The following is a 21,297-nucleotide window of genomic DNA, read 5'->3' on the forward strand; positions in this document are numbered from 1 at the left end:
CGTGACGGCTCGGCTCACGTCCGCCGCATCGCTCGGCTGGGACCTGCGCGACAGGCGTACAGTATCGGCGTTGCGCCCGCGTTCGAAGGAGCCTCATGTCGCACACCGCTCCCGCGACAGGCCGGTCTGACCGCCATGTGCGCTACCGCTGGTGGGGGCTGCTCGCGATCAGCCTCGGTGTCGCCATCATCATCATGGACTCGACGATCGTCTCGGTCGCGGTGCCCGCGATCGTCGACGACCTCGGCATCTCGAGCACCGAGATCCAGTGGGTGCAGGAGATCTACACACTCATCTTCGCGGCGCTGCTGCTGACCTGGGGGCGTCTTGCCGACAGTGTCGGACGCCGTCGGATGCTGCTCATCGGCATCGTCGTGTTCGTGGTCGCGAGCGTCCTGTGCGCGCTGGCCGAGAACGGATCGCTGCTGATCGCCGGCCGGGCGCTGCAGGGCCTCGGCGGCTCGATGGTGCTCCCCACCACGCTCGCGCTGCTGAACGCCAACTTCCACGGCCGCGAGCGGGGGATCGCGTTCGCGGTCTGGGGCTCAACGATCGGTGGCATGGCGGCCATCGGGCCGCTCGCCGGAGGTTGGCTCATCGAGCACGCCAGCTGGCGCTGGGCATTCGGCATCAACGTGCCCGTCGGCGTGCTCATCATCGTCGGCGTGCTGCTGTTCGTCGCCGAGTCGAAGGAGGCGGCGAGCGCACGGGGGCGCTTGGACCTCGGCGGCGCGCTGCTGACCATCATCGGCTTCGGCGCGCTCGTCTTCGGGCTGATCGAGGGCCGCAGCTACGGCTGGTGGTTCGCCGAGGACGCGGCGCCGTTCCGCATCGGTGAGCTCTCGCCCGTGCCCCTCGCGTTCCTGATCGCGATCGCGGCGCTCACCGCGTTCGTGCTCCTGGAGCGAGCCCGCACGGCCGCGGGCAAGGGGGTGATCCTTGACCTGTCGCTCTTCCGCATCCCCTCGTTCGCTAACGGCAACATCACGGCGCTCATCGTGAGCTTCGGCGAGTTCGGCCTCATCCTCTCGCTGCCGCTGTGGTTCCAGAACGTGCTCGGCTTCACCGCGTTCCAGGCGGGCCTGGCGCTGGTGCCGCTCGCCGCGGGCTCGTTCCTGGCCAGCGGTGCCGTGGCGCAGCTCTCGCGCCGACTCTCCGCTGTCGTGGTCGTGCGCATCGGGCTGGGGCTCGAGATCGTGGCGATCGCCGCGATCGCGCTCCTCCTCCGCCCTGACAGCACCGCGTGGCTCACGTCTCCCGCACTGTTCGTCTACGGCATCGGCGTCGGGCTCGCCACCGCGCAGCTCACCAGCGTGGTGCTGGCGGATGTGCCGGTCGAGCGCAGTGGTCAGGGCTCTGCCACGCAGAGCACGGCGCGGCAGACGGGCTCGGCGCTGGGCATCGCGGTGCTGGGCACCGCCTTCTTCAGCACGCTGCGCTTCGGCACCCAGGAGCGGCTCGCCGACGCGATCGCGATCAATCCCGAGCTGCAGGGCTTCGTCGACTCGGTGACCGCGAGCTCCGGTGGCACGATCGGGGCACTCGCCGCCGACCCGCAGGCCGCGGTGGTCGCGGATGCCGCGCGTGCGGCGATGACAGACGGCACGTCGCTGGCCGCGTGGATCGCGGTCGCCGCGCTCGTGATCGGCCTGCTGTCGAGCCTGCGCATCCGGCCCTCGTTGGAGGATCAGACGCGCGAGCCCCAGACGGCCGATCGGCCGCGTGCGGAGTGATCGGCCGCGTGCGGAGTGATCGACCCCGTGCGAAGTGACCGACCGCGCCGAGTGTGCCAGACCTCGACGGAGGCAGGCCCATGCGATCAGGGCTGCGGGTAGCCCTGACTGTAGGGCCGGTCGTTGCTGGCCTGCTCGTTCGGCGCTGCGTAGCCGGACGCATCGAAGGGCTGTGCCGTCGACGCACCGTAGCCTGAGGCGCCGAAGGGCTCTGCGGACGGCTGGCCGTATGGCTGCTGGCCGAGCGGCTGGTGGTAGGGCTGTCCGTACTGCTGCCCGTACTGCTGCTCCCCGTACGGCTGGGCGGGATCGGCGTACGTCTGCGCGACCGGGCTGCCGTAGGGCTGCGGCTGAACGTAGACGGCAGGGCCCGCACCCGCGAAGCGGGGATCGAAGCGGAGGCCCGCGGCATTCGACTCGAAGAAGCACAGCACAAGCGGCACGATGCCGACGCCGACGAGCGACAGCAGCGCGAGCGCTCCGTGGAAGTTCGCGTCCTGCAGCCGCCGCCACATTACGGCGATCGCGGGCAGGGTCAGCGCGAGCGAGACCAGCAGCACGAGACCGACCATCAGGAACATCCCACCGGTCAGGCCCGCGATCTCCTGCGGCATGCTGCCCATGCTCGCGGGATCGTTGCTCGACGCAGCAGCGCCTGCCACGACCCGCGTCATGAACACCGCCCAGACGATCCAGAACGGGATCTGCACGGCGAACGAGACGAGCGTGGTGAACAGCATCGCCCACCAGAACTCGCTGCGGCTCGCGCGACCCGAGAAGTGCACGTATCCGCGGAAGAAGCGGGCGACGGCCTGGCCGAACGAGGCGCCGTGCAGCGGCTGCCCGATGGGGACCGCGGTCGAGATGCTCATGCACTCATTGTCCCCCATTGGGGGACATGCTCTGACCGCTCGGCGAGCACATCTGCCCGACAGCACGGATTGCCGGCGCAGCCGGCACGGGATAGACCCGGCTCAGGCGCGCCCGGTGAAGTCAGGCGTGCGCTTCTGCTGGAAGGCGGCGAAGCCCTCGCGGAAGTCGGCCGTCTGTGCGAGCTCGATCTGCGCCGCATTCTCGGCCTCGACCGAGCGCCACAGCCCGTGCCGCTCGTCGCGCAGGCCGCGGACGATCTCCTTCGTCGCGCGGAATGCCAGTGTCGGCCCCTTCGCCGCATGGAGGGCTGCGGCGCGCGTCGCCTCCAGCACCTCGGCATCCGGGAACGCCTGTGAGAAGAGGCCCGCGGCGACCGCCTCGGTGCCCGACAGCAGCCGGCCGGAGTAGATCAGGTCGAAGGTGCGGTGCGCGCCGAGCCGCTCGAAGAAGAGCGCGTGACCGCCGGAGTCGAGGGTCGCGCCCAGCGCCGCGAAGGGGCTGCCGAGCTTCGCCGACTCCGCGACGTAGACGACGTCGGTGGCGATCAGCAGCCCGAGCCCGATGCCGAGGCAGGCGCCATGAGCGACCGCGAAGGTCGGTGCCGGGAAGGCCGCCATCTGCTCGAGCACTGGCTGCAGCGATTCGCGCAGGAAGCCCGCCGCGTCGTCGGTGCGCGGATCGACCTGCGAGATGTCACGGCCAGCGCAGAACGCCTTGCCCTCGCCTCGCAAGAGGAGCGCGCGGACGCCGGCGCGCTCGGCCTCCGTGTACGCATCCGCGAGCGCCTGCAGCGCGGATGCGTCGACTGCGTTGCGCCGCTCGGGTGCGTGCAGCACCACCTCGGCGACATCGGCGTCGATGGTCAGCTCGATCATGGGACTCCTTCGTTGCGCGGTGAGTGGTCTCGAGCAGCCTCCTGCGGACGCTGCCGACCGTGAGCGGATCAGACGTCGTAGTCGACGACGACCTTCTCGCTGCCGTCCTTCGGATGCGACTGGCACGTGAGCACATAGCCGCGCGCGATCTCGTCGGGCTCGAGCGCGTAGTTCTCGGTCATGCTCACGCTGCCGGAGACCACCTTCGCGCGACAGGTGCCGCAGACGCCGCCCGCGCACGCGAACGGCACGTCGGGTCGCACGCGCAGCGCCGCGTTGAGGATCGACTCGCGCGCCGACACGGGGCTCTCGACCTGCGAGGACTGGCCGTCGAGCGTGAAGTCGAGCGCCCAGGTCTCCTCCCCGGCCTCGACCTGCACGGGACGGCCGCGGTCGCCGCCGGCATCGACCGGCTTGCCGGTGGTGAACAGCTCGTAGCGCACGTGGTCGGCCTCGACTCCGGCCTCCTCGAGCACGTCGCGGCAGAGCTGCACGAGCTCGAACGGCCCGCACAGGAACCACTCGTCGACGGTCTCCGGTCGGATCAGCTCGGCGAAGATGCGCTGGAGCCGCTCCTGGTCGAGGCGGCCCGACATCAAGGGCGCCGCACGTTGCTCGCGCGAGAGCACGTGGTGCAGTGCGAGCCTCGACGGATAGCGATCCTTGAGGTCGGCGAGCTCCTCGATGAACATCACGTCGAGCGTGGAGCGATTCGAGAACAGCAGCGAGAACGTGGATGTCTCGGAGCGCGACAGCACCTGATGGGCCAGCGCCATCATGGGTGTGATGCCGCTGCCGGCGGCGATGCCGACGACGTGGGCGCCGTCGACGTCGTCGAGCGCCGAGGTGAAGGTGCCCTGCGGGCTCATCACGTCGATGCGGTCGCTGGCCTGCAGCTCGCTGTTCGCCCAGGTGGAGAATCGCCCGCCCAGGTCGCGCTTGATCGCCACAGAGATGGCACCGGGCGTCGGCGGGCGACAGATCGAGTAGGAGCGGCGCATCTCGTGGCCGTCGATGGTGGCGCGCAGCGCCAGGTGCTGGCCCGCGACGTAGCCGAAGGCGTCGTGCAGCTCCTCGGGCACCGCGAAGGTGACCTCGACCGATTCGGCGGTGAGTGGTCGCACGTCCGCGACCTCGAGCGAGTGGAACTGTCCGCGCTTGCGCGACGACCCGACGCCCAGGCCCATGGACCCCAGATTCACGGCGGCCACGTCAGTGCACCTTGAAGTGGTCGAAGGGCTCGAGGCACGCCAGGCACTCGAAGTGGCTCTTGCAGGCGGTCGAGCCGAAGCGCGACACCTCGCGGGTGCGGAGCGAACCGCAGCGGGGGCATTTCACACCGATCATCACGGGGATCGGGCCGGAGCGCTCGCCGGCGCGATGCATGGGCGGGGCGATGCCGTACGCGGAGAGCTTGGCCTTGCCGGCCTCGCTCATCCAGTCGGTGGTCCAGGCGGGGGAGAGCGTGAAGTCGACGGTCACGTTGCGGAAGCCCGCAGCCGTGAGCGAGAGCAGCACGTCGTCGCGCATCTGGTCGATGGCGGGGCATCCCGAGTAGGTGGGGGTGAGCGTGACGCGCACGTCGTCGCCGTCTGCCGCGACCTCGCGCAGCACGCCGAGATCCTCGATGGTCAGCACCGGCACTTCGGGGTCGAGGACGGCGGCGGCGATCTGCCAGGCCTCTTGCTGGCGGGTGGTGTCGGTCTGGCGGGTCACCACGATGCCCCCGGGTGCGCGCGGGCGAGCACCTGCATCTCGGCCAGCAGCGGCCCGAGGTGCGTCGAGTGGGTGCCGAAGCGGCCGCCGCCGGAGGACTGCCCGATCTTCTTGTTGGTGAAGTCGGCCTCCGTGATCTCCGCCTCCGCGAGCACCGCGTTCCAGACCTCGTCGAAGCCGGCACGCAGGCTCGATGGCCGTGGCACGACGCCCTCGAGCCGATCGTGCAGCTCGTCGTCGCGGAACAGCTCGTCGGTGTATGGCCAGAGGTCGGTGAGCGCCACGAGCATCCGCTCGCGCGACAGCTCGGTGCCGCCCGCGAGCCGCAGCGTCCACTGCACGGCGTGATCGCGGTGGTACGCGACCTCCTTGACCGACTTCGCAGCGATGGCCGCGAGCGACGGATCGCTCGACTGCGACAGCGCGGTGTAGAGCTCCTGCATCCAGATCGCGGCGATGAGGCCGCGCGCGATCGTGTGCGCGAAATCGCCGTTGGGCTGCTCGAACAGCCAGGCGCTGCGGAACTCGGGCTCGTCGCGGAAGTAGGCGAGGTCGTCCTCGGAGCGGCCGGATGCGGTGCCCGCGTAGTGCAGGAGGCTGCGCGCGTGGCCGAGCAGGTCGAGGGCGATGTTGCCGAGCGCCATGTCCTCCTCGAGCTCCGGGGCCCGGGAGATCCACCAGCCGAGGCGCTGCGAGAGGATGAGAGCGTCATCGCCGAGGCGCAGCGCGAACTCCGCCACGTCGTCACTCGCCGTGGCCGCACCATCACCGGAGAGCTCCGCCGCCAGGTCGAGCTCGTCGACGCTGACATCGCCGTGCGCGTCGGCCGCCTCGGCCTCGTACTCGGCGTTGACCGCGGCGGCGTCGCGCTGCCTCGGCTGCGCGCGCTCGCGCGGAGCGTCGGGCTGCGGCTCGGCGGCGAGCTCTGCATCGTTGAGCTGCGCGTTCACAGGTGGGGGACCTCCGCGCTCTTCTCGTAGTACTTCGCGTGGCGGTAGTTCTTGCCGGCGGGGCTCTCGAAGAAGGCGCCCTTCTGATCGGGGTCGCTCGTGGTGATCGCGGTCGAGCGCGCCACCCACACCGAGACGCCTTCATTGCGCCTGGTGTAGAGGTCGCGCGCGTTGCGCAGCGCCATGTCGTCGTCGGGCGCGTGGAGCGATCCGACGTGCACGTGGCTGAGGCCGCGGTTGGCGCGCACGAACACCTCGTACAGCGGCCAGCCCTCGCCGGCGACGTTGCCGGGTGTTGCCATCTCGTGTCCTCTTCTTCGTCTCGGTGTCAGTCTGGATATGTCACGAAGTGCGCGATTGCGCAACGGATGCGCGCCGTTCGCGACAACTCTGTCGTAAGGCGTCTCAAGCGGCGATGCGGTCGCGCGCGGCCTGCTTCTCGGCGTACGCCGCAGCGGCGTCGCGCACCCACGCGCCGTCCTCGTGCGCGTCGCGGCGGTGCTGGATGCGCTGCGCGTTGGCGGGGCCGCGGCCAGCCAGCACCTCGTTGAACTCGGTCCAGTCGATCTCCGACATGTCCCACGCTCCGCGCTCCTCGTTCCAGCGCAGGTTCGGGTCGGGCAGCGTGAGGCCCAGCACCTCGGCCTGCGGCACGCACATGCCGACGAAGCGCTGACGCAGCTCGTCGTTCGAGAAGCGCTTGATCTTCCACGCCATCGACTGCGCCGAGTTCGGCGACTCGTCGTCGGGCGGGCCGAACATCATCAGGCTCGGCCAGTACCAGCGGTTCACGGCGTCCTGCGCCATCTGGTGCTGCGCGGGCGTGCCCTGGCTGAGCTCGAGCAGGATCTCGAAGCCCTGCCGCTGGTGGAACGACTCCTCCTTGCAGATGCGCACCATCGCGCGTCCGTAGGGGCCGTAGGAGGCACGGCACAGCGGCACCTGGTTGCAGATCGCGGCGCCGTCGACGAGCCATCCGATCGCCCCCATGTCTGCCCAGGTGGGCGTGGGGTAGTTGAAGATCGAGGAGTAGCGGGCACGCGACTCGATCAGCTGCTCCGTCATCTCATCGCGGCTGATGCCGAGCGTCTGCGCGGCGGAGTAGAGGTAGAGCCCGTGGCCAGCTTCGTCCTGCACCTTGGCCATCAGGATGGCCTTGCGCTTGAGGCTCGGTGCGCGCGAGATCCAGTTGCCCTCCGGCTGCATGCCGATGATCTCGGAGTGCGCGTGCTGCGAGATCTGCCGCACGAGCGTCTTGCGGTAGGCCTCCGGCATCCAATCGCGGGGCTCGATGCGCTGGTCAGCCTCGATGATGGCGTCGAACTGTGCCTGCGCCTCGTCGCGCTCTGCATCGGTCATCTCGTGCTCGCCATGGCGAGCGGCTGCGTCTGGTGTCGTCAGCGTCATCGTCGACTCCTCCTCGTCGCGTCCGAGCACGAATTAGTGACCGAACGTTCAGTAAGTATATACTGGCGGGATGCGGACCTGCAATGGGCCCGGATGACACCGAACGCAATGGAGCGTGCATGCCGCTGCAGACGACCAGGGACGAGACCTGGCTGGCCACGATCATGGCCGAGACCGACCGCGCGAAGGTCGCCTTCGGGATCGAGATCGCCGAGCTGGAGCGGGGCCGCGCGGTCCTGACGATGCCGGTCACCGACACGATGGTGAACGGCTTCGGCATCACCCACGGGGGCCTGGTGTTCACGCTCGCAGACACCGCGTTCGCCTACGCGTGCAACGAGGATGCACACGTCACGGTCGCGTCCGGCGCCGACATCACCTTCGCGAAGGCGACGCACGCGGGTCAGACGCTCACCGCCACCGCCGAGCGGCGCTGGAAGAGCGGTCGCAACGGCATCTACGACGTGTCGATCGTCGACGAGACGGGGGAGACGGTCGCGGAGTTCCGCGGGCGCTCGTTCACCACCAACCGCACGGCACCCGCGGCGCCCGAGGGCGCCGGCGGTCCCGCCTGACCCGCCAGGAACTGGAGCAACGATGCCCACCGAGCCCATCGCATCCGACCACCTTCTCGACGCGCAGGATCTGCGGGACGAGGGCGAGCGCCTCTCGCTCGACGAGCTGCGCGCGCTGCAGCTGACGCGCCTGCAGCAGACCGTGCGGCACGCCTACGCGAATGTGCCGACCTACACGCGCAAGTTCGACGAGGCCGGGGTGCACCCGGACGACATCCGGGAGCTCTCCGACCTGCAGCGGCTGCCGTTCACGACCAAGGACGATCTGCGCGAGTCGTATCCCTTCGGCATGTTCGCGGTGCCGATGGAGCAGGTCGCGCGCATCCACGCGTCCTCCGGCACCACCGGGCGGCCGACGGTCGTCGGCTACACCAAGGACGACCTCGACGTGTGGGCCGATGTCGTGGCTCGTTCGCTGCGGGCCGCGGGCGTGCGCCCTGGCATGAAGGTGCACAACGCCTACGGCTACGGCCTCTTCACCGGTGGGCAGGGTGCGCACGCGGGCATCGAGCGGCTGGGCGCGACCGTGATCCCGGTCTCCGGCGGGCAGACGGCGCGGCAGGTGCAGCTGATCCGCGACTTCGAGCCGGATGCGATCATGTGCACGCCCTCCTACCTGCTGACGATCGCGGATGCGTTCGAGGATGTCGGGCTCGACCCCCGCGAGACCTCCATCAAGGTCGCCATCTGCGGGGCGGAGCCGTGGACGAACGAGATGCGGCTCGAGCTCGAGCGCCGGATGGGCATCGACGCGGTCGACATCTACGGCCTCTCGGAGGTCATGGGGCCGGGCGTCGGCAGCGAGTTCGCCTCCACCAAGGACGGGCCGACCATCTGGGAGGACCACTTCCTGCCGGAGGTCATCGACGGCGACACGGGCGAGCAGCTCGGCGACGGCGAGACGGGCGAGCTCGTGTTCACGTCGCTGACCAAGCAGGCGTTCCCGGTGATCCGCTACCGCACCCGTGACCTCACGCGGCTGCTGCCGGGCAGCGCGCAGGCGACGATGCGGCGGATCGAGAAGATCACGGGGCGCAACGACGACATGATCATCCTGCGCGGCGTGAACCTGTTCCCGACGCAGATCGAGGAGATCGCGCTCGACATCGAGCACCTGACGCCGCACTTCGTGCTCGAGCTCACGCGGTCTGGCCGCATGGACGAGCTGACCGTGAAGATCGAGCCGACCGCGCACGTGCCGCACGAGGTGTCGGAGGCGGCGGCCCACATCCTGCGCGTTCGCATCAAGGAGCGGATCGGCACCTCGGTGCGGGTGCAGGTCGTGGCATGCGGGTCGCTGCCGCGCTCGGAGGGCAAGTACAAGCGCGTCTACGACCTGCGCGACAAGTGAGGAGAGCGCAGGTGCGCCGCCCCGTAGGTCGAGGAGCGCTCGCCGGAGGCGTGTGCGTCACGAGGCCGGTGCGCTCCTCCGTAGGTCGAGGAGCGCTCGCCGGAGGCGTGCGCGTCACGAGGCCGGTGCGCTCCTCCGTAGGTCGAGGAGCGCTCGCCGGAGGCGTGCGCGTCACGAGGCCGGGATGCAGCATCAACGCGTCGCGCCCCGGTGACGCTGGGATGATGGTCCGATGACCGCCACCGAGCCCGTCGCCCGTCGCGGCCGCCCCGGCTACGACCGCGACTCGATGCTCGAGGTCGTGGTCGAGGCCTTCAACGAGCGCGGCTACGACGCGACCTCGCTCGGCGTCCTCGCTGCGCGACTCGGACTGTCGAAGTCGGCGATCTACCACCACTTCGACTCCAAGGAGCAGATGCTCGAGGTGGTGCTCGGCAAGGCGCTCGACGCGCTCGACGATGTCTTCGACGCGCCGGAGGCGACGTCCGGACCCGTACGGGACCGCATCCGCTACGTCGTGCGCGGGGCAGTGCTCGTGCTCGCCGAGCGCAAGCCCTACGTCACCCTGCTGCTGCGCCTGCGCGGCAACACCGCCGTCGAGCGCGCGGCCGTCGAGCGACGACGCGCCATCGACGCGAAGATGCGCACGCTGTTCGAGCTCGCTCGCGATGAGGGCACGCTGCGCGGCGACATCGACCCCCGTGTCGCCGAGCGCCTCACCTTCGGCATGGTCAACTCCACCGTCGAGTGGTATCGCCCCGAGGGCCGCACCACGCCTGACGAGCTCGCGGATGCCGTGCTGGCGTACGTCGACGCTGGGCTCATCGCGCGCTGAGCTCAGCGCGCACGCTCGGGCTCGCACGCGACGTCGGTCGCGATCGCGCACTCGTGCGCTCGCCGCAATATTGTTATCAAATCGTGATAATGCTGTAGAGTCGTGATCTTGAACCACGAAGGACGGCCGTCGTATCCGCCCCGAGAGTCCTTCGTTCCATCGAATCGATACCCTCCGGTCGGGCGGTCGCATGCGCAGCGCGCGTGCGAGACGGGGCTGTGGAGTTCATCTTGAGCAAGCAGAACAACACCATCGGCACGCGTCGCTCGAAGCGAGTCCTCGGCGGCATCGTCGCCACGGGCATCGCCACCGTCGCGGGCGTCGTGCTCGTGCCGACGACCGCGAACGCCGCATCCGGATCGACGTGGGACGCGCTCGCGCAGTGCGAGTCCGGCGGCAACTGGTCGATCAACACCGGCAACGGCTACTACGGCGGCCTGCAGTTCTCGCTGTCGACGTGGCAGGCCTACGGCGGCTCGGGCAACCCGGCCGACGCCTCGCGCGCCGAGCAGATCCGCGTCGCCGAGAACACGCTCGCCGGCCAGGGCTGGGGCGCATGGCCGACCTGCTCCGTGCGCATCGGCGCGTCGGGTTCGGCTGAGCCGAGCAGCACGCCTGTGCAGCAGACGCAGCAGGCAGCGCCGGCGCCGAGCTCGAGCAGCCAGGGCTCCAGCAGCCAGGCTGCCGCTCCCGTGCAGGCAGCACCCACGCAGGCCGCGGCCGCTCCCGCAGCCCAGCCGGCGCCTGCCGCGCAGGCTCCGACGCTGCAGCTGCCCGATGTCGAGCCGGGTGACGAGCGCTACACGATCGAGCCGGGCGACACGCTCTTCGAGATCGCAGAGGCACTCGAGGTCGACAGCGGCTGGCTCGGCATCTACGCCGTGAACCAGGACACGCTCTCGAACCCCGACCTCATCATGGCCGGCGCGGAGCTCATCCTCCCCGCCGAGTAGCGAGGCAACGCGAAGCGGGGGTCCTGCGGGACCCTCGCTTCGTCGCGCGCGCTCGCTTTCGGTACGAAGCTGCCGCGGTGCGCGCGCCGAGACGACACATCCGTACCACCAGTCGTCGCGTCCGCTCGCGGCGTGAGCGCCACCGGTACAGATGTGCCGCCTGGGGCCGGTCGAGGCGGCGGTTCGGTACCGGTCGCCACCGCCGCCGGCGCCGGCGCCCGGTGTCCGGTACCGAATCGTCGCCCGGGATGCCGTGAGGCGGCAACTCGGTACCGGCCCCGCGGTCAGGCGTCCGGCTGCGTCTTCGCCACATACGTCAGCAGGTCGTACTGTGCGACGATCTCGTCGTGCTGGTTCGTGAGCACGGCATCCCAGCGCACCTCGCCGTACTCGTCGGTCTCGCGCGGCGTGATCTGCTTCGCCGTGAGCGTCACCCGCATCGAGTCGCCGGGGGAGACCGGCGTCATGAACCGCAGGTGCTCGAGACCGGTGTTCGCGAGCACGGGGCCCGGCGCGGGCTCCACGAAGAGCCCGGCCGCGAACGACAGCAGCAGGTACCCGTGCGCGACGCGACCCGGGAAGAACGGGTTCGCCGCCGCTGCCTCCTCATCCATGTGGGCATAGAAGGTGTCGCCCGTGAACTCGGCGAAGTGCTCGATGTCGTCGAGCGTGATCTCGCGCGCCTCCGACTCGACGCGGTCACCGATCTTGAGCTCGGCGAGGGACTTCCGGAACGGGTGCGGAGGCTCGGTCGACGCCGGAGCCCCGGCGTGCCAGACCCCCGTGACCGCCGTCAGCATCGCGGGCGAGCCCTGAATGGCCGTGCGCTGCATGTGGTGGAGCACCGAGCGGATGCCGCCGAGCTCCTCACCGCCGCCGGCGCGACCCGGTCCGCCGTGCACGAGCATCGGCAGCGGTGAGCCATGGCCCGTGGACGCGCGCGCGTCGTCGCGGTCGAGCAGCAGGATGCGGCCGTTGTGCGCCGCGATGCGCCGCGTGAGCTCGCCCACGAACGCGCCGTCGTGCGATGCGACGGAAGTCACGAGCGAGCCACCGCCGCGCGCGACGAGCTCTGCGGCCTGCTCCGGGCTGCCGTACTCGACGAGCGACGAGACGGGGCCGAACGCCTCGACCGAGTGCAGTGCCTCCGCCTCGGCGTCGGTGAACGCGAGCAGCGTCGGCGCGACGAACGCGCCATCCTCCGCTGCGCCCATCGAGCCGTCGGCCAGCCGCACGGTGCCGGCGTCGCCGCCGACCACGACGCGCCCGCCGCCCTCGCGCAGCTTCATGACCTGCTGCAGCACCTCGTCGCGCTGCTCCGTGGAGGCGAGCGGGCCCATCGTGACGCCCTCGCCGCGCGGGTCGCCGAGCACGACCTTCGCGGCGATGCGCGCCTCGACGGCCGCAGCGACGGCATCCGTCATGCCCGTCGGCACGATCGCCCGACGGATCGCGGTGCACTTCTGCCCGGCCTTCGAGGTCATCTCGGTCACGAGGCCGCGCACGAAGGCGTCGAACTCGGGCGTGCCGTCGACGGCATCCGGGCCGAGCACCGAGGCGTTGATCGAGTCGGTCTCGGCTGTGAAGCGCACGCCGCGGGCCTGCACCGCGTCGTGGCGACGCAGCGCATCGGCGGTGGAGGCGCTGCCGGTGAAGCCGACGGTGTCGCCCAGCTGCAGGTGGTCGAGGAGGTCGCGGGCGGAGCCGTTGACGATCTGGATCGCGCCGGCGGGCAAGAGCCCCGACTCCGCGAGGATGCGCACCATGTGCTCGGCCACGAAGCCGGTGGGGGTCGCGGGCTTGATGATGGTCGGCATGCCGGCGAGGAACGCGGGGGCGAGCTTCTCGAGCGAGCCCCAGACCGGGAAGTTGAATGCGTTGATCTGCACCGCGACACCGGGCAGCGTCGTGCAGATGTGCCGGGCGAGGAACGAGCCGTCCTTCGAGAGCGGCTCCACCGCGCCGTCGAGGTAGACCGTCGACTGCGGCATCTCCCGCCGGCCCTTCGACGAGTAGGTGAACAGCACGCCGATGCCGCCGTCGATGTCGACCCACGAGTCTGCCTTCGTGGCGCCCGACCGGTAGCTGAGGTCGTAGAGCTCCTGCTTGCGCTCGGTGAGCGCGATGGCGAACTGCTTGAGCAGGATCGCGCGCTGGTGGAAGGTCAATGGCGCGAGGCTGTGCTGGCCGATCGTCCGGGCGTGCTCGAGGGCGGCAACGGTGTCGAGGCCGGTGGCGCTCACGCGCACGACCTCCTCGCCGGTGCTCGCGTCGCGCACGACGGTCGCGTCGCTCACGTCGGTGGGCTCCCACCAGGCGTCCTGGATGTAGCTGGGCAGCAGTCGGGTCTCGCTCATCGGTTGCTCGCTCTCGGTCGGGGCTGATGCACAACGCAAGCCCGGGGTGTGGTTTCTGCGGTGCTTTGGGTCGGCGGCGTCGCTGCGCCGCGGCGGCCGGTCAGTCGGTCCAGTCGTAGAAGCCGCGGCCGGACTTCTTGCCGAGCCGGCCGTCGGCGACCATGTCGCGCAGCAGCTGCGGCGGGGCGAAGCGGTCGCCCAGGTCGCGGTGCAGCTGCTCGGCGATGCCGAGTCGCACGTCGAGGCCGACGATGTCGGTGGTGCGCAGCGGCCCCACCGGGTGCTTGTAGCCGAGCTCCATTGCGGCATCGATGTCGCCGGGGCTCGCGACGCCCTCCTCGACCATGCGGATGGCCTCCAGGCCGATCGCGACGCCCAGCCTCGAGCTGGCGAAGCCGGGGGCGTCATGCACGGTCACGGGCGTCTTGCCGATCGCCTCGACCCACGCACGCGCATCGTTCGCGAGCTGAGGCTCGGTCGCCTCGCCCAGCACGATCTCGACGAGCGCGGATGCGGGGACCGGATTGAAGAAGTGCAGTCCCAGGAAGCGCTCTGGCCGGTCGAGACGAACGGCCAGTCGGTCGATGGAGATGGAGGAGGTGTTGCTCGCGAGCGTCGCGCGCGAGCCGAGCACCGCCTCGACACGAGCCAGCGCATCGGCCTTCAGGCCCTCGTCCTCGGGCACCGCCTCGATCACCAGGTCGCTCTCGTCGAAGGCGCTGACGTCGAGCGCAACCGCGATGCGCCCCTCGAGCTCGACGAGCGACTCCGACCAGCCGCGCTCGACGCTCTTGCGCAGGCTCTGCGTCACGCGCTCGCGAGCGGCGTCGGCCGCGGCAAGGTCGCGCTCGACGACGACGACCTGGCTGCCAGCGAGCACGAACGCGTGGGCGATGCCCGCGCCCATGCGTCCGCCCCCGAGCACGCCGACGCGCTCGGGGGCGCCGGCGCCCACCACGGCATCCGTCTGATCGTTCATCGGTTGCGCCTCTCGAGGAAGTCGGTCATGCGTCGCATCTTCTCGTCGCTCTCGAACAGCACCGACTGCTCCTGCAGCTCGAGCTCGGGATGGGCGCTCGCGGGCGCGAGCAGGGCCCGCTTCGTCGCCTGGGTGGCGGCGGGATCGAGCTTCGCGATGCGCTCGGCGAGCGCGGTCGCGTGCTCGAGCGCGGCATCCGGTTCGAGCACGGCGCTCACGAGGCCCGCGGCGAGGGCTTCGTCGGCGTCCAGGATGCGGCCGGTGAGCAGGATCTCGGCGGCACGCGCGTCGCCGACGATCTGCGGCAGCCGCCAGGTGGCGCCGGCGGCGGCGATGATGCCGAGGCCGGTCTCGGGATTGCCGATCTTGAGCGTCGGCGTGCCGATGCGGATGTCTGCGGCGTAGGCCAGCTCGGCGCCGCCGCCCAGGGCGTAGCCGTCGATCACGGCGATCACGGGCATGGGGAGGGCGCGGATGCGCTGGAAGCAGCGCGTGTTGATGCCCTCGAGCGCGTCGGCGGCGCGCCGCTCGCGGAGCTGCGCGATGTCGGCGCCCGCGGCGAAGGCGCCGCCTGCACCGGTGAGCACGAGCGTGCGGTGCTCGACCTCGAGACGGGCGCAGAGCTCGTGCAGCGCATCGACGAGCTCCTGGTCGATGGCGTTGCGCTTCTCGGGCCGGTCGAGGGTCGCGAGCACGTGGGTGTCGTGCTCCTCGATCCGCAGCGTCTCGCTCACACGCGCTCCAGGATGATCGCCGTGCCCTGGCCGACGCCGATGCACATGGTCGCGAGGCCGCGATCGGCGCCCTCGCGCTCCATGCGGCCGAGCAGCGTCACGACCAGTCGCGATCCGGAGGAGCCGAGCGGGTGGCCGAGGGCGATCGCGCCACCGTCGGCGTTCACCACGCTGTCGTCGAGCCCGAGCCGGCGGATGGTGCCGATCGACTGCGTCGCGAACGCCTCGTTGAGCTCGATCGCGCCCAGGTCGCCGATCTGCAGCCCGGTGCGGGCCAGCAGCTTCTCGGTCGCCGGCACGGGCCCGAGCCCCATGATCTCCGGGGCGAGACCGACGCTCGTGCCGCCGACGACGCGCGCCCTGGGGGTGAGCCCGAGCCGCTCGACAGCTGCGTCGCTCGCGACCACGATCGCCGAGGCGCCGTCGTTGAGGCTGGATGCGTTGCCGGCGGTGACCACGGATCCCCCGGTCACGACGGGGCGGAGGCGAGCCAGGGCATCCATCGTCGTGTCGCGGCGGGGGCCCTCATCGACCATCACCTCGCCCGTCTTCGTCGGCACGGCGACGATCTCGTCGTCGAAGCGCCCGGCGTCGATCGCGGCCACGGCACGCTGCTGCGAGCGCAGCGCGAAGGCGTCGGCCTCCTCGCGCGTGATGCCGTCGACGCGCGCGACCTCCTCGGCGGTCTCGGGCATGGAGAACGTGGCCTTGTCGCGAGCGACGAGGCGCGGATTCGCGAAGCGCCAGCCGATCGAGGTGTCGAACGCCTCGCCGGGCTTCGCCCACGGCCGCTCGGGCTTCGCCTGCACCCAGGGCGCCCGCGTCATCGACTCGACGCCGCCGGCGACCACGATGTCTGCGTCGCCCGCGCGGATCATCTGCGAGGCCATGATGATCGCGGACATGCCGGAGGAGCAGAGTCGGTTGACCGTGATGCCGGGCACCTCGTCGGGCAGACCCGCCAGCAGGGTGGCCATGCGGGCGACATTGCGGTTGTCCTCGCCCGCCTGGTTCGCGGCGCCGAAGATGACCTCGTCGATGGTGGCCGGATCGATGCCCGCGCGCCGCACAGCCTCTCCGATGACGAGAGCCGCGAGGTCGTCGGGGCGAACACTGGCGAGCGCGCCGCCGTAGCGTCCGACGGGCGTGCGCGCGCCGCCGACGAGAAGGGCCTCTGGCATGGAACTCCTGACTCCGTCGTCACTGACGATCACCGGGCGGCTCGCGCCGAACCCGAATTAGTGACCAATCGTTCAGGAATACAGTATGCCCCTGCGGATGCCCGTGCAAGCAGCGCCCGCGCTCGCGAACCGAGCGGCTGGCCTGGCGACCGGATTTGGCGGTGTCAAGTGGTGAGTGCGTGGTGATGGATGAGTTGGTTGAGGTGTTCGGCTGGGGTGGCCCAGTCGAGGGTCATGCGGGGGCGGATGTTGAGCAGGTGCTGGGTGCGCTCGATGTCGTCATCACTTCCTCGATCGTCACGCCACGGCCGTACATCAGCAACACCTCGGCCTCGTCATCGACCGTCCATCTACGCCAGACCATCTGCAGCCCCCTTCTCGAGCACTGCACTCATCGTCTGACGCTGCCTTTTCGGGCCGTCAGACCACAGGCTCGGTTGACGGACGGGGCTCGATGCGGGAAGGGGGGAGGGGGCGGGCTCAGGCTCGGCGCACGCGCCGCGCGAGGGCTCCGAGCGCCCACGCGCCGATGGCGATGACGCCGCCGACCACCACCACCGTCGCGGTGGCGAGCGCCAGCGTTGCGAGCGCGACGCTCGCAACCGTCTCCAGCAGGTCGAACATGTCCATGACGGGCCCCTTTCGCATGCGGCATCGCCGTGGTCTCGACGCTATGGAGCGGGCTCGGCCGGGCGCGTCCGCCTGCCGGTCAGTGGGCGTCATCCTCCCGGATGATCCCCGCGGATGGGATGCTGAGGGCATGCCGATCGCACCCGACACCAAGGACTGGACCTGGGTCCTGCACGAACGCTGCCCCGAATGCGCGTTCGACCCGCTGGAGGTGGAGCGCGAGGACATCGGTCGACGCATCCGACACGCGGCAGCGGCCATCCACCAGCGACTGCACGGCGAGGCCGTGTCCGAGCGACCCGACGATGAGACCTGGTCGCCGCTCGAGTACGGCGCACACGTGCGCGATGTGTGCGGCGTCATGCTGACGCGGCTCGAGCAGATGCTCGAGCACGACGACCCCGAGTTCGCGAACTGGGATCAGGATCGCGCTGCGCTCGACGGCGGCTACCGGAGCCTCGACGCCGAGCACGTGGCCGCAGCGCTCGACCTCGCGGCGGCATCGCTCGCGAACGCGGCGGATGCCGTGCCGACCGACGCGTGGAACCGCAGCGGTCGACGCTCGAACGGTTCGGTCTTCACGGTGGAGACGCTGCTGCGCTACGCGCTGCACGACCTCGAGCACCACGTCGTCGACGTGCAGCGGGCCGACTGAGTGGCGGCCGTCTGGCGCGAGGCTCCCAGAGGCCTCGACATCCGGCTCGTCGTCGCCGACATGGATGGCACGCTGCTCGACAGCGATGGCAGCATCCCCGATGCCTTCTGGCCGCTGCTCGAGCGCATGCACGACGCCGGCATCGCGTTCGTGCCCGCGAGCGGTCGCCAGCTGGCGACACTCGAGCACCTGTTCGAGCGCGCCGGCCGGCTCTCCAGCATCGCCGAGAATGGCGCCATCGTCACGCGGGACGGCGAGGTGATCGGCTCGACCACGGTGGATGCGGATGCCGTCCGGCAGATCGTGCACCGCGTGCGGGAGACGGAGGGGCAGCTGGGCCTCGTGGTGAGCCGCCGCGAGATCGCCTCGATCGAGTCGCGGGATGCCGTCTTCGTCGAGCAGGCGCACAAGTACCACGTGGCGCTCGAATCCGTGACGGATCTGCTCGAGCACACCGACGATGTGCTGAAGCTCGCCGTGCATGCCACGGGCACCTCGTCGCACGAGGCGGCCCGCCGGCTCGAGCCGGTGCACGACGGGCACCGCATCACCATCGGCTCGCCGCACTGGGTCGATGTCACGCGAGACACCGTCGACAAGCGGCTGGGCGTCGAGGCCCTGCAGCGCGAGCTCGATGTGACGCCCGCGCAGACGGTCGTCTTCGGCGACTACCTCAACGATCTCGGCATGCTCGCCGACGCCGAGTGGACCTTCGCGATGGACAACGCGCACCCCGAGGTGCGCAGCGCCGCCCGCTACCGCGCGCCCAGCAACGTCGAGCACGGCGTCGTGCAGGTGCTGGAGCGGCTGCTGGGCTGACGCCCGCGAGCTGAGCGGCGGAGATGCCCCCGGGTCGACGTGCAGCAGCGTCCGCGGGAACGCCCGCAAGTGGGACCCGACGCCCGGGCTACCCGCGGAACGCCGCCAGCCCCGTCAGCGCCTGCCCGATCACGAGCGTGTGCACCTCGTCGGTGCCCTCGTAGGTGCGCACGCTCTCGAGGTTGGCGGCATGCCGCATGGGCGAGTGCTCGAGCGAGACGCCGTTGCCGCCCAGGATCGCGCGCGCCTCGCGGCAGATGTCGATGGCGGTGCGGCACGAGGCGAGCTTGCCCATCGAGATCTCGTGCGGGCGCAGCAGTCCGGCGTCCTTGCGACGTCCGAGGTGCAGCGCGAGCAGCTGCGCCTGCTGCAGCGACAGCACCATCTCGGCCAGCCGCGCCTGCGTCAGCTGCATGCCGGCGAGCGGGCGTCCGAAGATCTCGCGCTCACCGGCGTAGGCGAGCGCGACCTCCAGCGCATCCCGGCCGGCCCCCAGCGCTCCCCACGCGATGCCGAATCGCGCCTCGTTGAGGCATTCGAACGGCGCGCGCAGCCCGCGCGCCGCCGGCAGCCGCATCGACTCAGGCACTCGCACGCCGTCGAGCGCGATGTCGCACTGGATCGACGCGCGCATCGACAGCTTCGGCTCGATCGGGGTCGCCGTGAAGCCGGGCGAGGATGTCTCCACCAGGAAGCCCCGCACGCCCTCGTCGGTCTGCGCCCAGATCACGGCGACGTCGGCGATCGAGGCGAGCCCGATCCAGCGCTTCTCACCGTCGAGCACCCAGTCGTCGCCGTCGCGGCGCGCGAAGGTCTGCATCGATCCGGGATCGCTGCCCGCGTTCGGCTCTGTGAGCCCGAAGCAGCCGACCACCTCACCGGCAGCCATGCGCGGCAGCCACGCCTCGCGCTGCTCCTCCGAGCCGTGCTTCGCGATCGCCGACATCGCGAGCGATCCCTGCACCGAGACGAACGTGCGGATGCCGCTGTCGCCCGCCTCGAGCTCCTGCATCGCGATGCCGTACTCGACCGACGAGCGCCCGGCGCATCCGTAGCCCGTGATGTGCATGCCGAGCAGGCCCTCAGCGGCCAGCTTCGGGATGATCTCGCGCGGGAAGTGCGCTCGCTCGAACCAGTCGGCGATGTGCGGCGTGATCTCGCGGTCGACCAGCGCCCGCACCCGCGCTCGCACGGCGCGCTCCTCGTCGGTGAGCAGCGACTCGATGTCGAGCAGGTCGGTGGTCATGGTGCTCCTCTGTGAGATGCAGACGGGTTGCGTTCAGCGGGTTCGGATGCGGCCCGGGCGCGTGCCTGCCCGTCGGCTCGTGCAGGCTCCGCGAGCCAGGCTCGCACGGATGCGTCGTGCTCGCCGAGCAGCGGTGGTGCGGCGCTCGCGGTGCGCGCGACGCGATCGAGGCGGATCGGCGACGCGAGCTGTCTGCCGACTCCCGCGGCCCCCTGCACCGACCGGATCGGGTCGAGCCCGACCTCTGCGGCCAGCTGCAGCCCTTCGCCGATCGTGCGCACCCGGCTGGCCACAAGGCCTGCGCGCAGCATCCGCTGCTCCCAGGCCGTGGCGCTGTCGTCGGCGAGCGCGCGCTCGAGCAGTGGGATCAGCTCGTCGCGGTGCGCGACCCGCTGCGAGTTGGTCGCGAAGCGCACGTCGTCTGCGAGCGCGGGCTCGCCGAGCAGCGACGCGAAGGCGCGGAACTGGCCGTCGGTGCCGACCGCGACCGCGAGCGGGCCGTCGCCGGTCTCGAGCAGCTGGTACGGCACGATCGACGGGTGCCCGCTGCCGGCGCGCCGGGGCTCCTGCTCGGGGGCGCCGCTGGCGGCATCCGCCGCGGACCCGTCGACGATCGGTCCCAGCACCGCCTGCAGCTGATTCACGAGCGCTGCCTGGATGCTGGAGAGCAGCGCCACCTCCACGAGGCCGCCGCGACCCGTGCGCCCGCGGCGCAGGAGCGCGGCGAGGATGCCGGCGAGCGCATCCTTCGCGGTGAGCACGTCGACGAGTGCGACCCCCGCCTTCGTCGGTGGGCCGTCGGCGTCGCCGGTGATGTGCATGAGGCCGCTGGCCGCCTGCAGCACGAAGTCGTAGCCTGCGCGGTCGGCACCGCCGGGCTCGGAGCCGTAGCCGGTGATGGAGCACCACACGAGCCCGGGATGCTCGTCGCGCAGTGCGTCGCGGTCGAGGCCGAGCCTCGTCGCACCGCCGGGCCGGAAGTTCTCGATCACCACGTCGGCGCGCGCGACGAGCTCGCGGGCGAGCGCCAGATCGGGGGCGTCGGCGAGGTCGAGCACGACCGACTCCTTGCCGCGGTTGGCGCTGTCGAAGTAGGTGGAGCCGGTGGCGGATGGGGGAGGAGACCATGTGCGCGTGCCGTCGCCCGCACCGGGCTGCTCGACCTTGATCACGCGCGCGCCGAGGTCGGCGAGGCTCGCTCCGACGAGGGGACCGGCGAGCACGCGGGAGAGGTCGGCGACGACGATGCCTGCGAGTGGTGCGTCGTCGGGCGCAGCACGGGTCATGGCTCAAGCATGCCGGATCCCGCGCGCCCTGCTGATCGAGGGCGGATCCGGTCTCGTGACGCGTGCGCCTGCGGCGCACGCTCCTCGACCTGCGGGGGTGGGGGCGGGGGCGGCGAGAGCTCGCTGATCGAGGAGCCGGTGG

The 21,297-nt window shown here is 70.8% G+C and carries 22 protein-coding genes; 7 read left to right on the forward strand and 15 right to left on the reverse strand.

Annotated elements, in window-relative coordinates; all coding sequences use genetic code 11:
• Nucleotides 1–95 precede the first annotated feature (95 nt).
• On the forward strand, nucleotides 96–1,733 hold the full coding sequence (locus ACJJVL_RS11885) for a DHA2 family efflux MFS transporter permease subunit (RefSeq protein WP_405218900.1): 1,638 nt from the start codon (nucleotides 96–98) through the stop codon (nucleotides 1,731–1,733).
• Nucleotides 1,734–1,819: 86 nt separating this feature from the next.
• Here the strand turns inward: ACJJVL_RS11885 and ACJJVL_RS11890 are convergent, their stop codons facing one another.
• The 7 genes from ACJJVL_RS11890 to paaA all read right to left on the reverse strand — a co-directional run bounded on the left by ACJJVL_RS11890 (nucleotide 1,820) and on the right by paaA (nucleotide 7,506).
• On the reverse strand, nucleotides 1,820–2,605 hold the full coding sequence (locus ACJJVL_RS11890) for a DUF805 domain-containing protein (RefSeq protein ID WP_405218902.1): 786 nt from the start codon (nucleotides 2,603–2,605) through the stop codon (nucleotides 1,820–1,822).
• A 102-nt stretch (nucleotides 2,606–2,707) separates the two neighbouring features.
• A complete protein-coding gene (locus ACJJVL_RS11895) occupies nucleotides 2,708–3,481 on the reverse strand; it encodes an enoyl-CoA hydratase/isomerase family protein (protein WP_405218904.1) in 774 nt (257 codons plus the stop codon).
• Between the two features lie 68 nt (nucleotides 3,482–3,549).
• Nucleotides 3,550–4,668, reverse strand: a complete 1,119-nt coding sequence (paaE, locus tag ACJJVL_RS11900; RefSeq protein ID WP_405219041.1) for a 1,2-phenylacetyl-CoA epoxidase subunit PaaE — start codon at nucleotides 4,666–4,668, stop codon at nucleotides 3,550–3,552.
• Between the two features lie 25 nt (nucleotides 4,669–4,693).
• The gene (gene paaD, locus ACJJVL_RS11905; protein ID WP_405218907.1) at nucleotides 4,694–5,200 is read right to left on the reverse strand and encodes a 1,2-phenylacetyl-CoA epoxidase subunit PaaD; all 507 of its coding nucleotides are present in this window, start codon (nucleotides 5,198–5,200) and stop codon (nucleotides 4,694–4,696) included.
• Entirely contained in the window at nucleotides 5,194–5,985 is a 792-nt protein-coding gene (gene paaC, locus ACJJVL_RS11910) for a 1,2-phenylacetyl-CoA epoxidase subunit PaaC (RefSeq protein ID WP_405219043.1), read from the reverse strand. The genes paaD and paaC overlap by 7 nt, the downstream gene beginning before the upstream one ends.
• A gap of 158 nt (nucleotides 5,986–6,143) precedes the next feature.
• Nucleotides 6,144–6,449: a 1,2-phenylacetyl-CoA epoxidase subunit PaaB gene (gene paaB, locus ACJJVL_RS11915; protein WP_405218909.1), complete on the reverse strand. Its 306-nt coding sequence runs from the start codon at nucleotides 6,447–6,449 to the stop codon at nucleotides 6,144–6,146.
• Between the two features lie 103 nt (nucleotides 6,450–6,552).
• Nucleotides 6,553–7,506 carry a 1,2-phenylacetyl-CoA epoxidase subunit PaaA gene (gene paaA, locus ACJJVL_RS11920; protein WP_405219045.1) on the reverse strand — a complete coding sequence of 318 codons (954 nt, stop codon included), beginning with the start codon at nucleotides 7,504–7,506 and terminating at the stop codon, nucleotides 6,553–6,555.
• 167 nt (nucleotides 7,507–7,673) lie between these two features.
• Here paaA and paaI point away from each other — a divergent pair, with 167 nt between their 5' ends.
• From paaI to ACJJVL_RS11940, 4 genes are all read left to right on the forward strand, one after another.
• Nucleotides 7,674–8,129, forward strand: coding sequence for a hydroxyphenylacetyl-CoA thioesterase PaaI (gene paaI, locus ACJJVL_RS11925; protein ID WP_405218910.1), 456 nt, complete (start codon nucleotides 7,674–7,676; stop codon nucleotides 8,127–8,129).
• 22 nt (nucleotides 8,130–8,151) lie between these two features.
• Complete coding sequence (gene paaK / locus ACJJVL_RS11930) at nucleotides 8,152–9,480, forward strand: phenylacetate--CoA ligase PaaK (protein ID WP_405218912.1); 1,329 nt, start codon at nucleotides 8,152–8,154, stop codon at nucleotides 9,478–9,480.
• Between the two features lie 232 nt (nucleotides 9,481–9,712).
• Nucleotides 9,713–10,315 (forward strand): TetR/AcrR family transcriptional regulator, encoded by a 603-nt coding sequence (locus ACJJVL_RS11935; RefSeq protein WP_405218914.1) that lies wholly within the window; start codon nucleotides 9,713–9,715, stop codon nucleotides 10,313–10,315.
• Between the two features lie 230 nt (nucleotides 10,316–10,545).
• Nucleotides 10,546–11,268 carry a transglycosylase family protein gene (locus ACJJVL_RS11940; protein ID WP_405218916.1) on the forward strand — a complete coding sequence of 241 codons (723 nt, stop codon included), beginning with the start codon at nucleotides 10,546–10,548 and terminating at the stop codon, nucleotides 11,266–11,268.
• Nucleotides 11,269–11,552: 284 nt separating this feature from the next.
• Here ACJJVL_RS11940 and paaZ read toward each other — a convergent pair whose 3' ends face one another.
• From paaZ to ACJJVL_RS11970, 6 genes are all read right to left on the reverse strand, one after another.
• The gene (paaZ, locus tag ACJJVL_RS11945) at nucleotides 11,553–13,625 is read right to left on the reverse strand and encodes a phenylacetic acid degradation bifunctional protein PaaZ (protein WP_405218918.1); all 2,073 of its coding nucleotides are present in this window, start codon (nucleotides 13,623–13,625) and stop codon (nucleotides 11,553–11,555) included.
• A 100-nt stretch (nucleotides 13,626–13,725) separates the two neighbouring features.
• Nucleotides 13,726–14,604, reverse strand: a complete 879-nt coding sequence (locus ACJJVL_RS11950; RefSeq protein WP_405218920.1) for a 3-hydroxyacyl-CoA dehydrogenase family protein — start codon at nucleotides 14,602–14,604, stop codon at nucleotides 13,726–13,728.
• Nucleotides 14,601–15,338, reverse strand: coding sequence for an enoyl-CoA hydratase/isomerase family protein (locus tag ACJJVL_RS11955; protein ID WP_405218922.1), 738 nt, complete (start codon nucleotides 15,336–15,338; stop codon nucleotides 14,601–14,603). The genes ACJJVL_RS11950 and ACJJVL_RS11955 overlap by 4 nt, the downstream gene beginning before the upstream one ends.
• Nucleotides 15,335–16,519 carry a thiolase family protein gene (locus ACJJVL_RS11960; RefSeq protein WP_405218924.1) on the reverse strand — a complete coding sequence of 395 codons (1,185 nt, stop codon included), beginning with the start codon at nucleotides 16,517–16,519 and terminating at the stop codon, nucleotides 15,335–15,337. Before ACJJVL_RS11960 ends, ACJJVL_RS11955 begins: the two co-directional genes overlap by 4 nt.
• 232 nt (nucleotides 16,520–16,751) lie before the next feature.
• Nucleotides 16,752–16,883 carry a hypothetical protein gene (locus ACJJVL_RS11965; protein ID WP_405218926.1) on the reverse strand — a complete coding sequence of 44 codons (132 nt, stop codon included), beginning with the start codon at nucleotides 16,881–16,883 and terminating at the stop codon, nucleotides 16,752–16,754.
• Nucleotides 16,884–16,999: 116 nt separating this feature from the next.
• On the reverse strand, nucleotides 17,000–17,149 hold the full coding sequence (locus ACJJVL_RS11970) for a hypothetical protein (protein WP_405218928.1): 150 nt from the start codon (nucleotides 17,147–17,149) through the stop codon (nucleotides 17,000–17,002).
• Nucleotides 17,150–17,279: 130 nt separating this feature from the next.
• Between ACJJVL_RS11970 and ACJJVL_RS11975 the strand changes: the two genes are divergently transcribed.
• Nucleotides 17,280–17,804, forward strand: coding sequence for a DinB family protein (locus tag ACJJVL_RS11975; RefSeq protein WP_405218930.1), 525 nt, complete (start codon nucleotides 17,280–17,282; stop codon nucleotides 17,802–17,804).
• A complete protein-coding gene (locus ACJJVL_RS11980; RefSeq protein WP_405218931.1) occupies nucleotides 17,805–18,623 on the forward strand; it encodes a Cof-type HAD-IIB family hydrolase in 819 nt (272 codons plus the stop codon).
• 88 nt (nucleotides 18,624–18,711) lie between these two features.
• Here the strand turns inward: ACJJVL_RS11980 and ACJJVL_RS11985 are convergent, their stop codons facing one another.
• A complete protein-coding gene (locus tag ACJJVL_RS11985) occupies nucleotides 18,712–19,869 on the reverse strand; it encodes an acyl-CoA dehydrogenase family protein (RefSeq protein WP_405218933.1) in 1,158 nt (385 codons plus the stop codon).
• The gene (locus tag ACJJVL_RS11990) at nucleotides 19,866–21,155 is read right to left on the reverse strand and encodes a CaiB/BaiF CoA transferase family protein (protein ID WP_405218935.1); all 1,290 of its coding nucleotides are present in this window, start codon (nucleotides 21,153–21,155) and stop codon (nucleotides 19,866–19,868) included. The genes ACJJVL_RS11985 and ACJJVL_RS11990 overlap by 4 nt, the downstream gene beginning before the upstream one ends.
• Nucleotides 21,156–21,297: the final 142 nt, after the last annotated feature.

It is taken from the genome of Agrococcus sp. Ld7, assembly GCF_045064095.1.
Lineage (GTDB): Bacteria > Actinomycetota > Actinomycetes > Actinomycetales > Microbacteriaceae > Agrococcus.

Excerpts from the sequence above, each read along its gene's own strand:
- ACJJVL_RS11885 (WP_405218900.1), top strand. The coding sequence starts at position 96 with ATGTCGCACACCGCTCCCGCGACAGGCCGGTCTGACCGCCATGTGCGC.
- ACJJVL_RS11890 (WP_405218902.1), bottom strand. The coding sequence starts at position 2,605 with ATGAGCATCTCGACCGCGGTCCCCATCGGGCAGCCGCTGCACGGCGCC.
- ACJJVL_RS11895 (WP_405218904.1), bottom strand. The coding sequence starts at position 3,481 with ATGATCGAGCTGACCATCGACGCCGATGTCGCCGAGGTGGTGCTGCAC.
- paaE (WP_405219041.1), bottom strand. The coding sequence starts at position 4,668 with ATGGGCCTGGGCGTCGGGTCGTCGCGCAAGCGCGGACAGTTCCACTCG.
- paaB (WP_405218909.1), bottom strand. The coding sequence starts at position 6,449 with ATGGCAACACCCGGCAACGTCGCCGGCGAGGGCTGGCCGCTGTACGAG.
- paaA (WP_405219045.1), bottom strand. The coding sequence starts at position 7,506 with ATGACCGATGCAGAGCGCGACGAGGCGCAGGCACAGTTCGACGCCATC.
- paaI (WP_405218910.1), top strand. The coding sequence starts at position 7,674 with ATGCCGCTGCAGACGACCAGGGACGAGACCTGGCTGGCCACGATCATG.
- paaK (WP_405218912.1), top strand. The coding sequence starts at position 8,152 with ATGCCCACCGAGCCCATCGCATCCGACCACCTTCTCGACGCGCAGGAT.
- ACJJVL_RS11935 (WP_405218914.1), top strand. The coding sequence starts at position 9,713 with ATGACCGCCACCGAGCCCGTCGCCCGTCGCGGCCGCCCCGGCTACGAC.
- paaZ (WP_405218918.1), bottom strand. The coding sequence starts at position 13,625 with ATGAGCGAGACCCGACTGCTGCCCAGCTACATCCAGGACGCCTGGTGG.
- ACJJVL_RS11950 (WP_405218920.1), bottom strand. The coding sequence starts at position 14,604 with ATGAACGATCAGACGGATGCCGTGGTGGGCGCCGGCGCCCCCGAGCGC.
- ACJJVL_RS11960 (WP_405218924.1), bottom strand. The coding sequence starts at position 16,519 with ATGCCAGAGGCCCTTCTCGTCGGCGGCGCGCGCACGCCCGTCGGACGC.
- ACJJVL_RS11965 (WP_405218926.1), bottom strand. The coding sequence starts at position 16,883 with ATGGTCTGGCGTAGATGGACGGTCGATGACGAGGCCGAGGTGTTGCTG.
- ACJJVL_RS11970 (WP_405218928.1), bottom strand. The coding sequence starts at position 17,149 with ATGGACATGTTCGACCTGCTGGAGACGGTTGCGAGCGTCGCGCTCGCA.
- ACJJVL_RS11975 (WP_405218930.1), top strand. The coding sequence starts at position 17,280 with ATGCCGATCGCACCCGACACCAAGGACTGGACCTGGGTCCTGCACGAA.
- ACJJVL_RS11985 (WP_405218933.1), bottom strand. The coding sequence starts at position 19,869 with ATGACCACCGACCTGCTCGACATCGAGTCGCTGCTCACCGACGAGGAG.
- ACJJVL_RS11990 (WP_405218935.1), bottom strand. The coding sequence starts at position 21,155 with ATGACCCGTGCTGCGCCCGACGACGCACCACTCGCAGGCATCGTCGTC.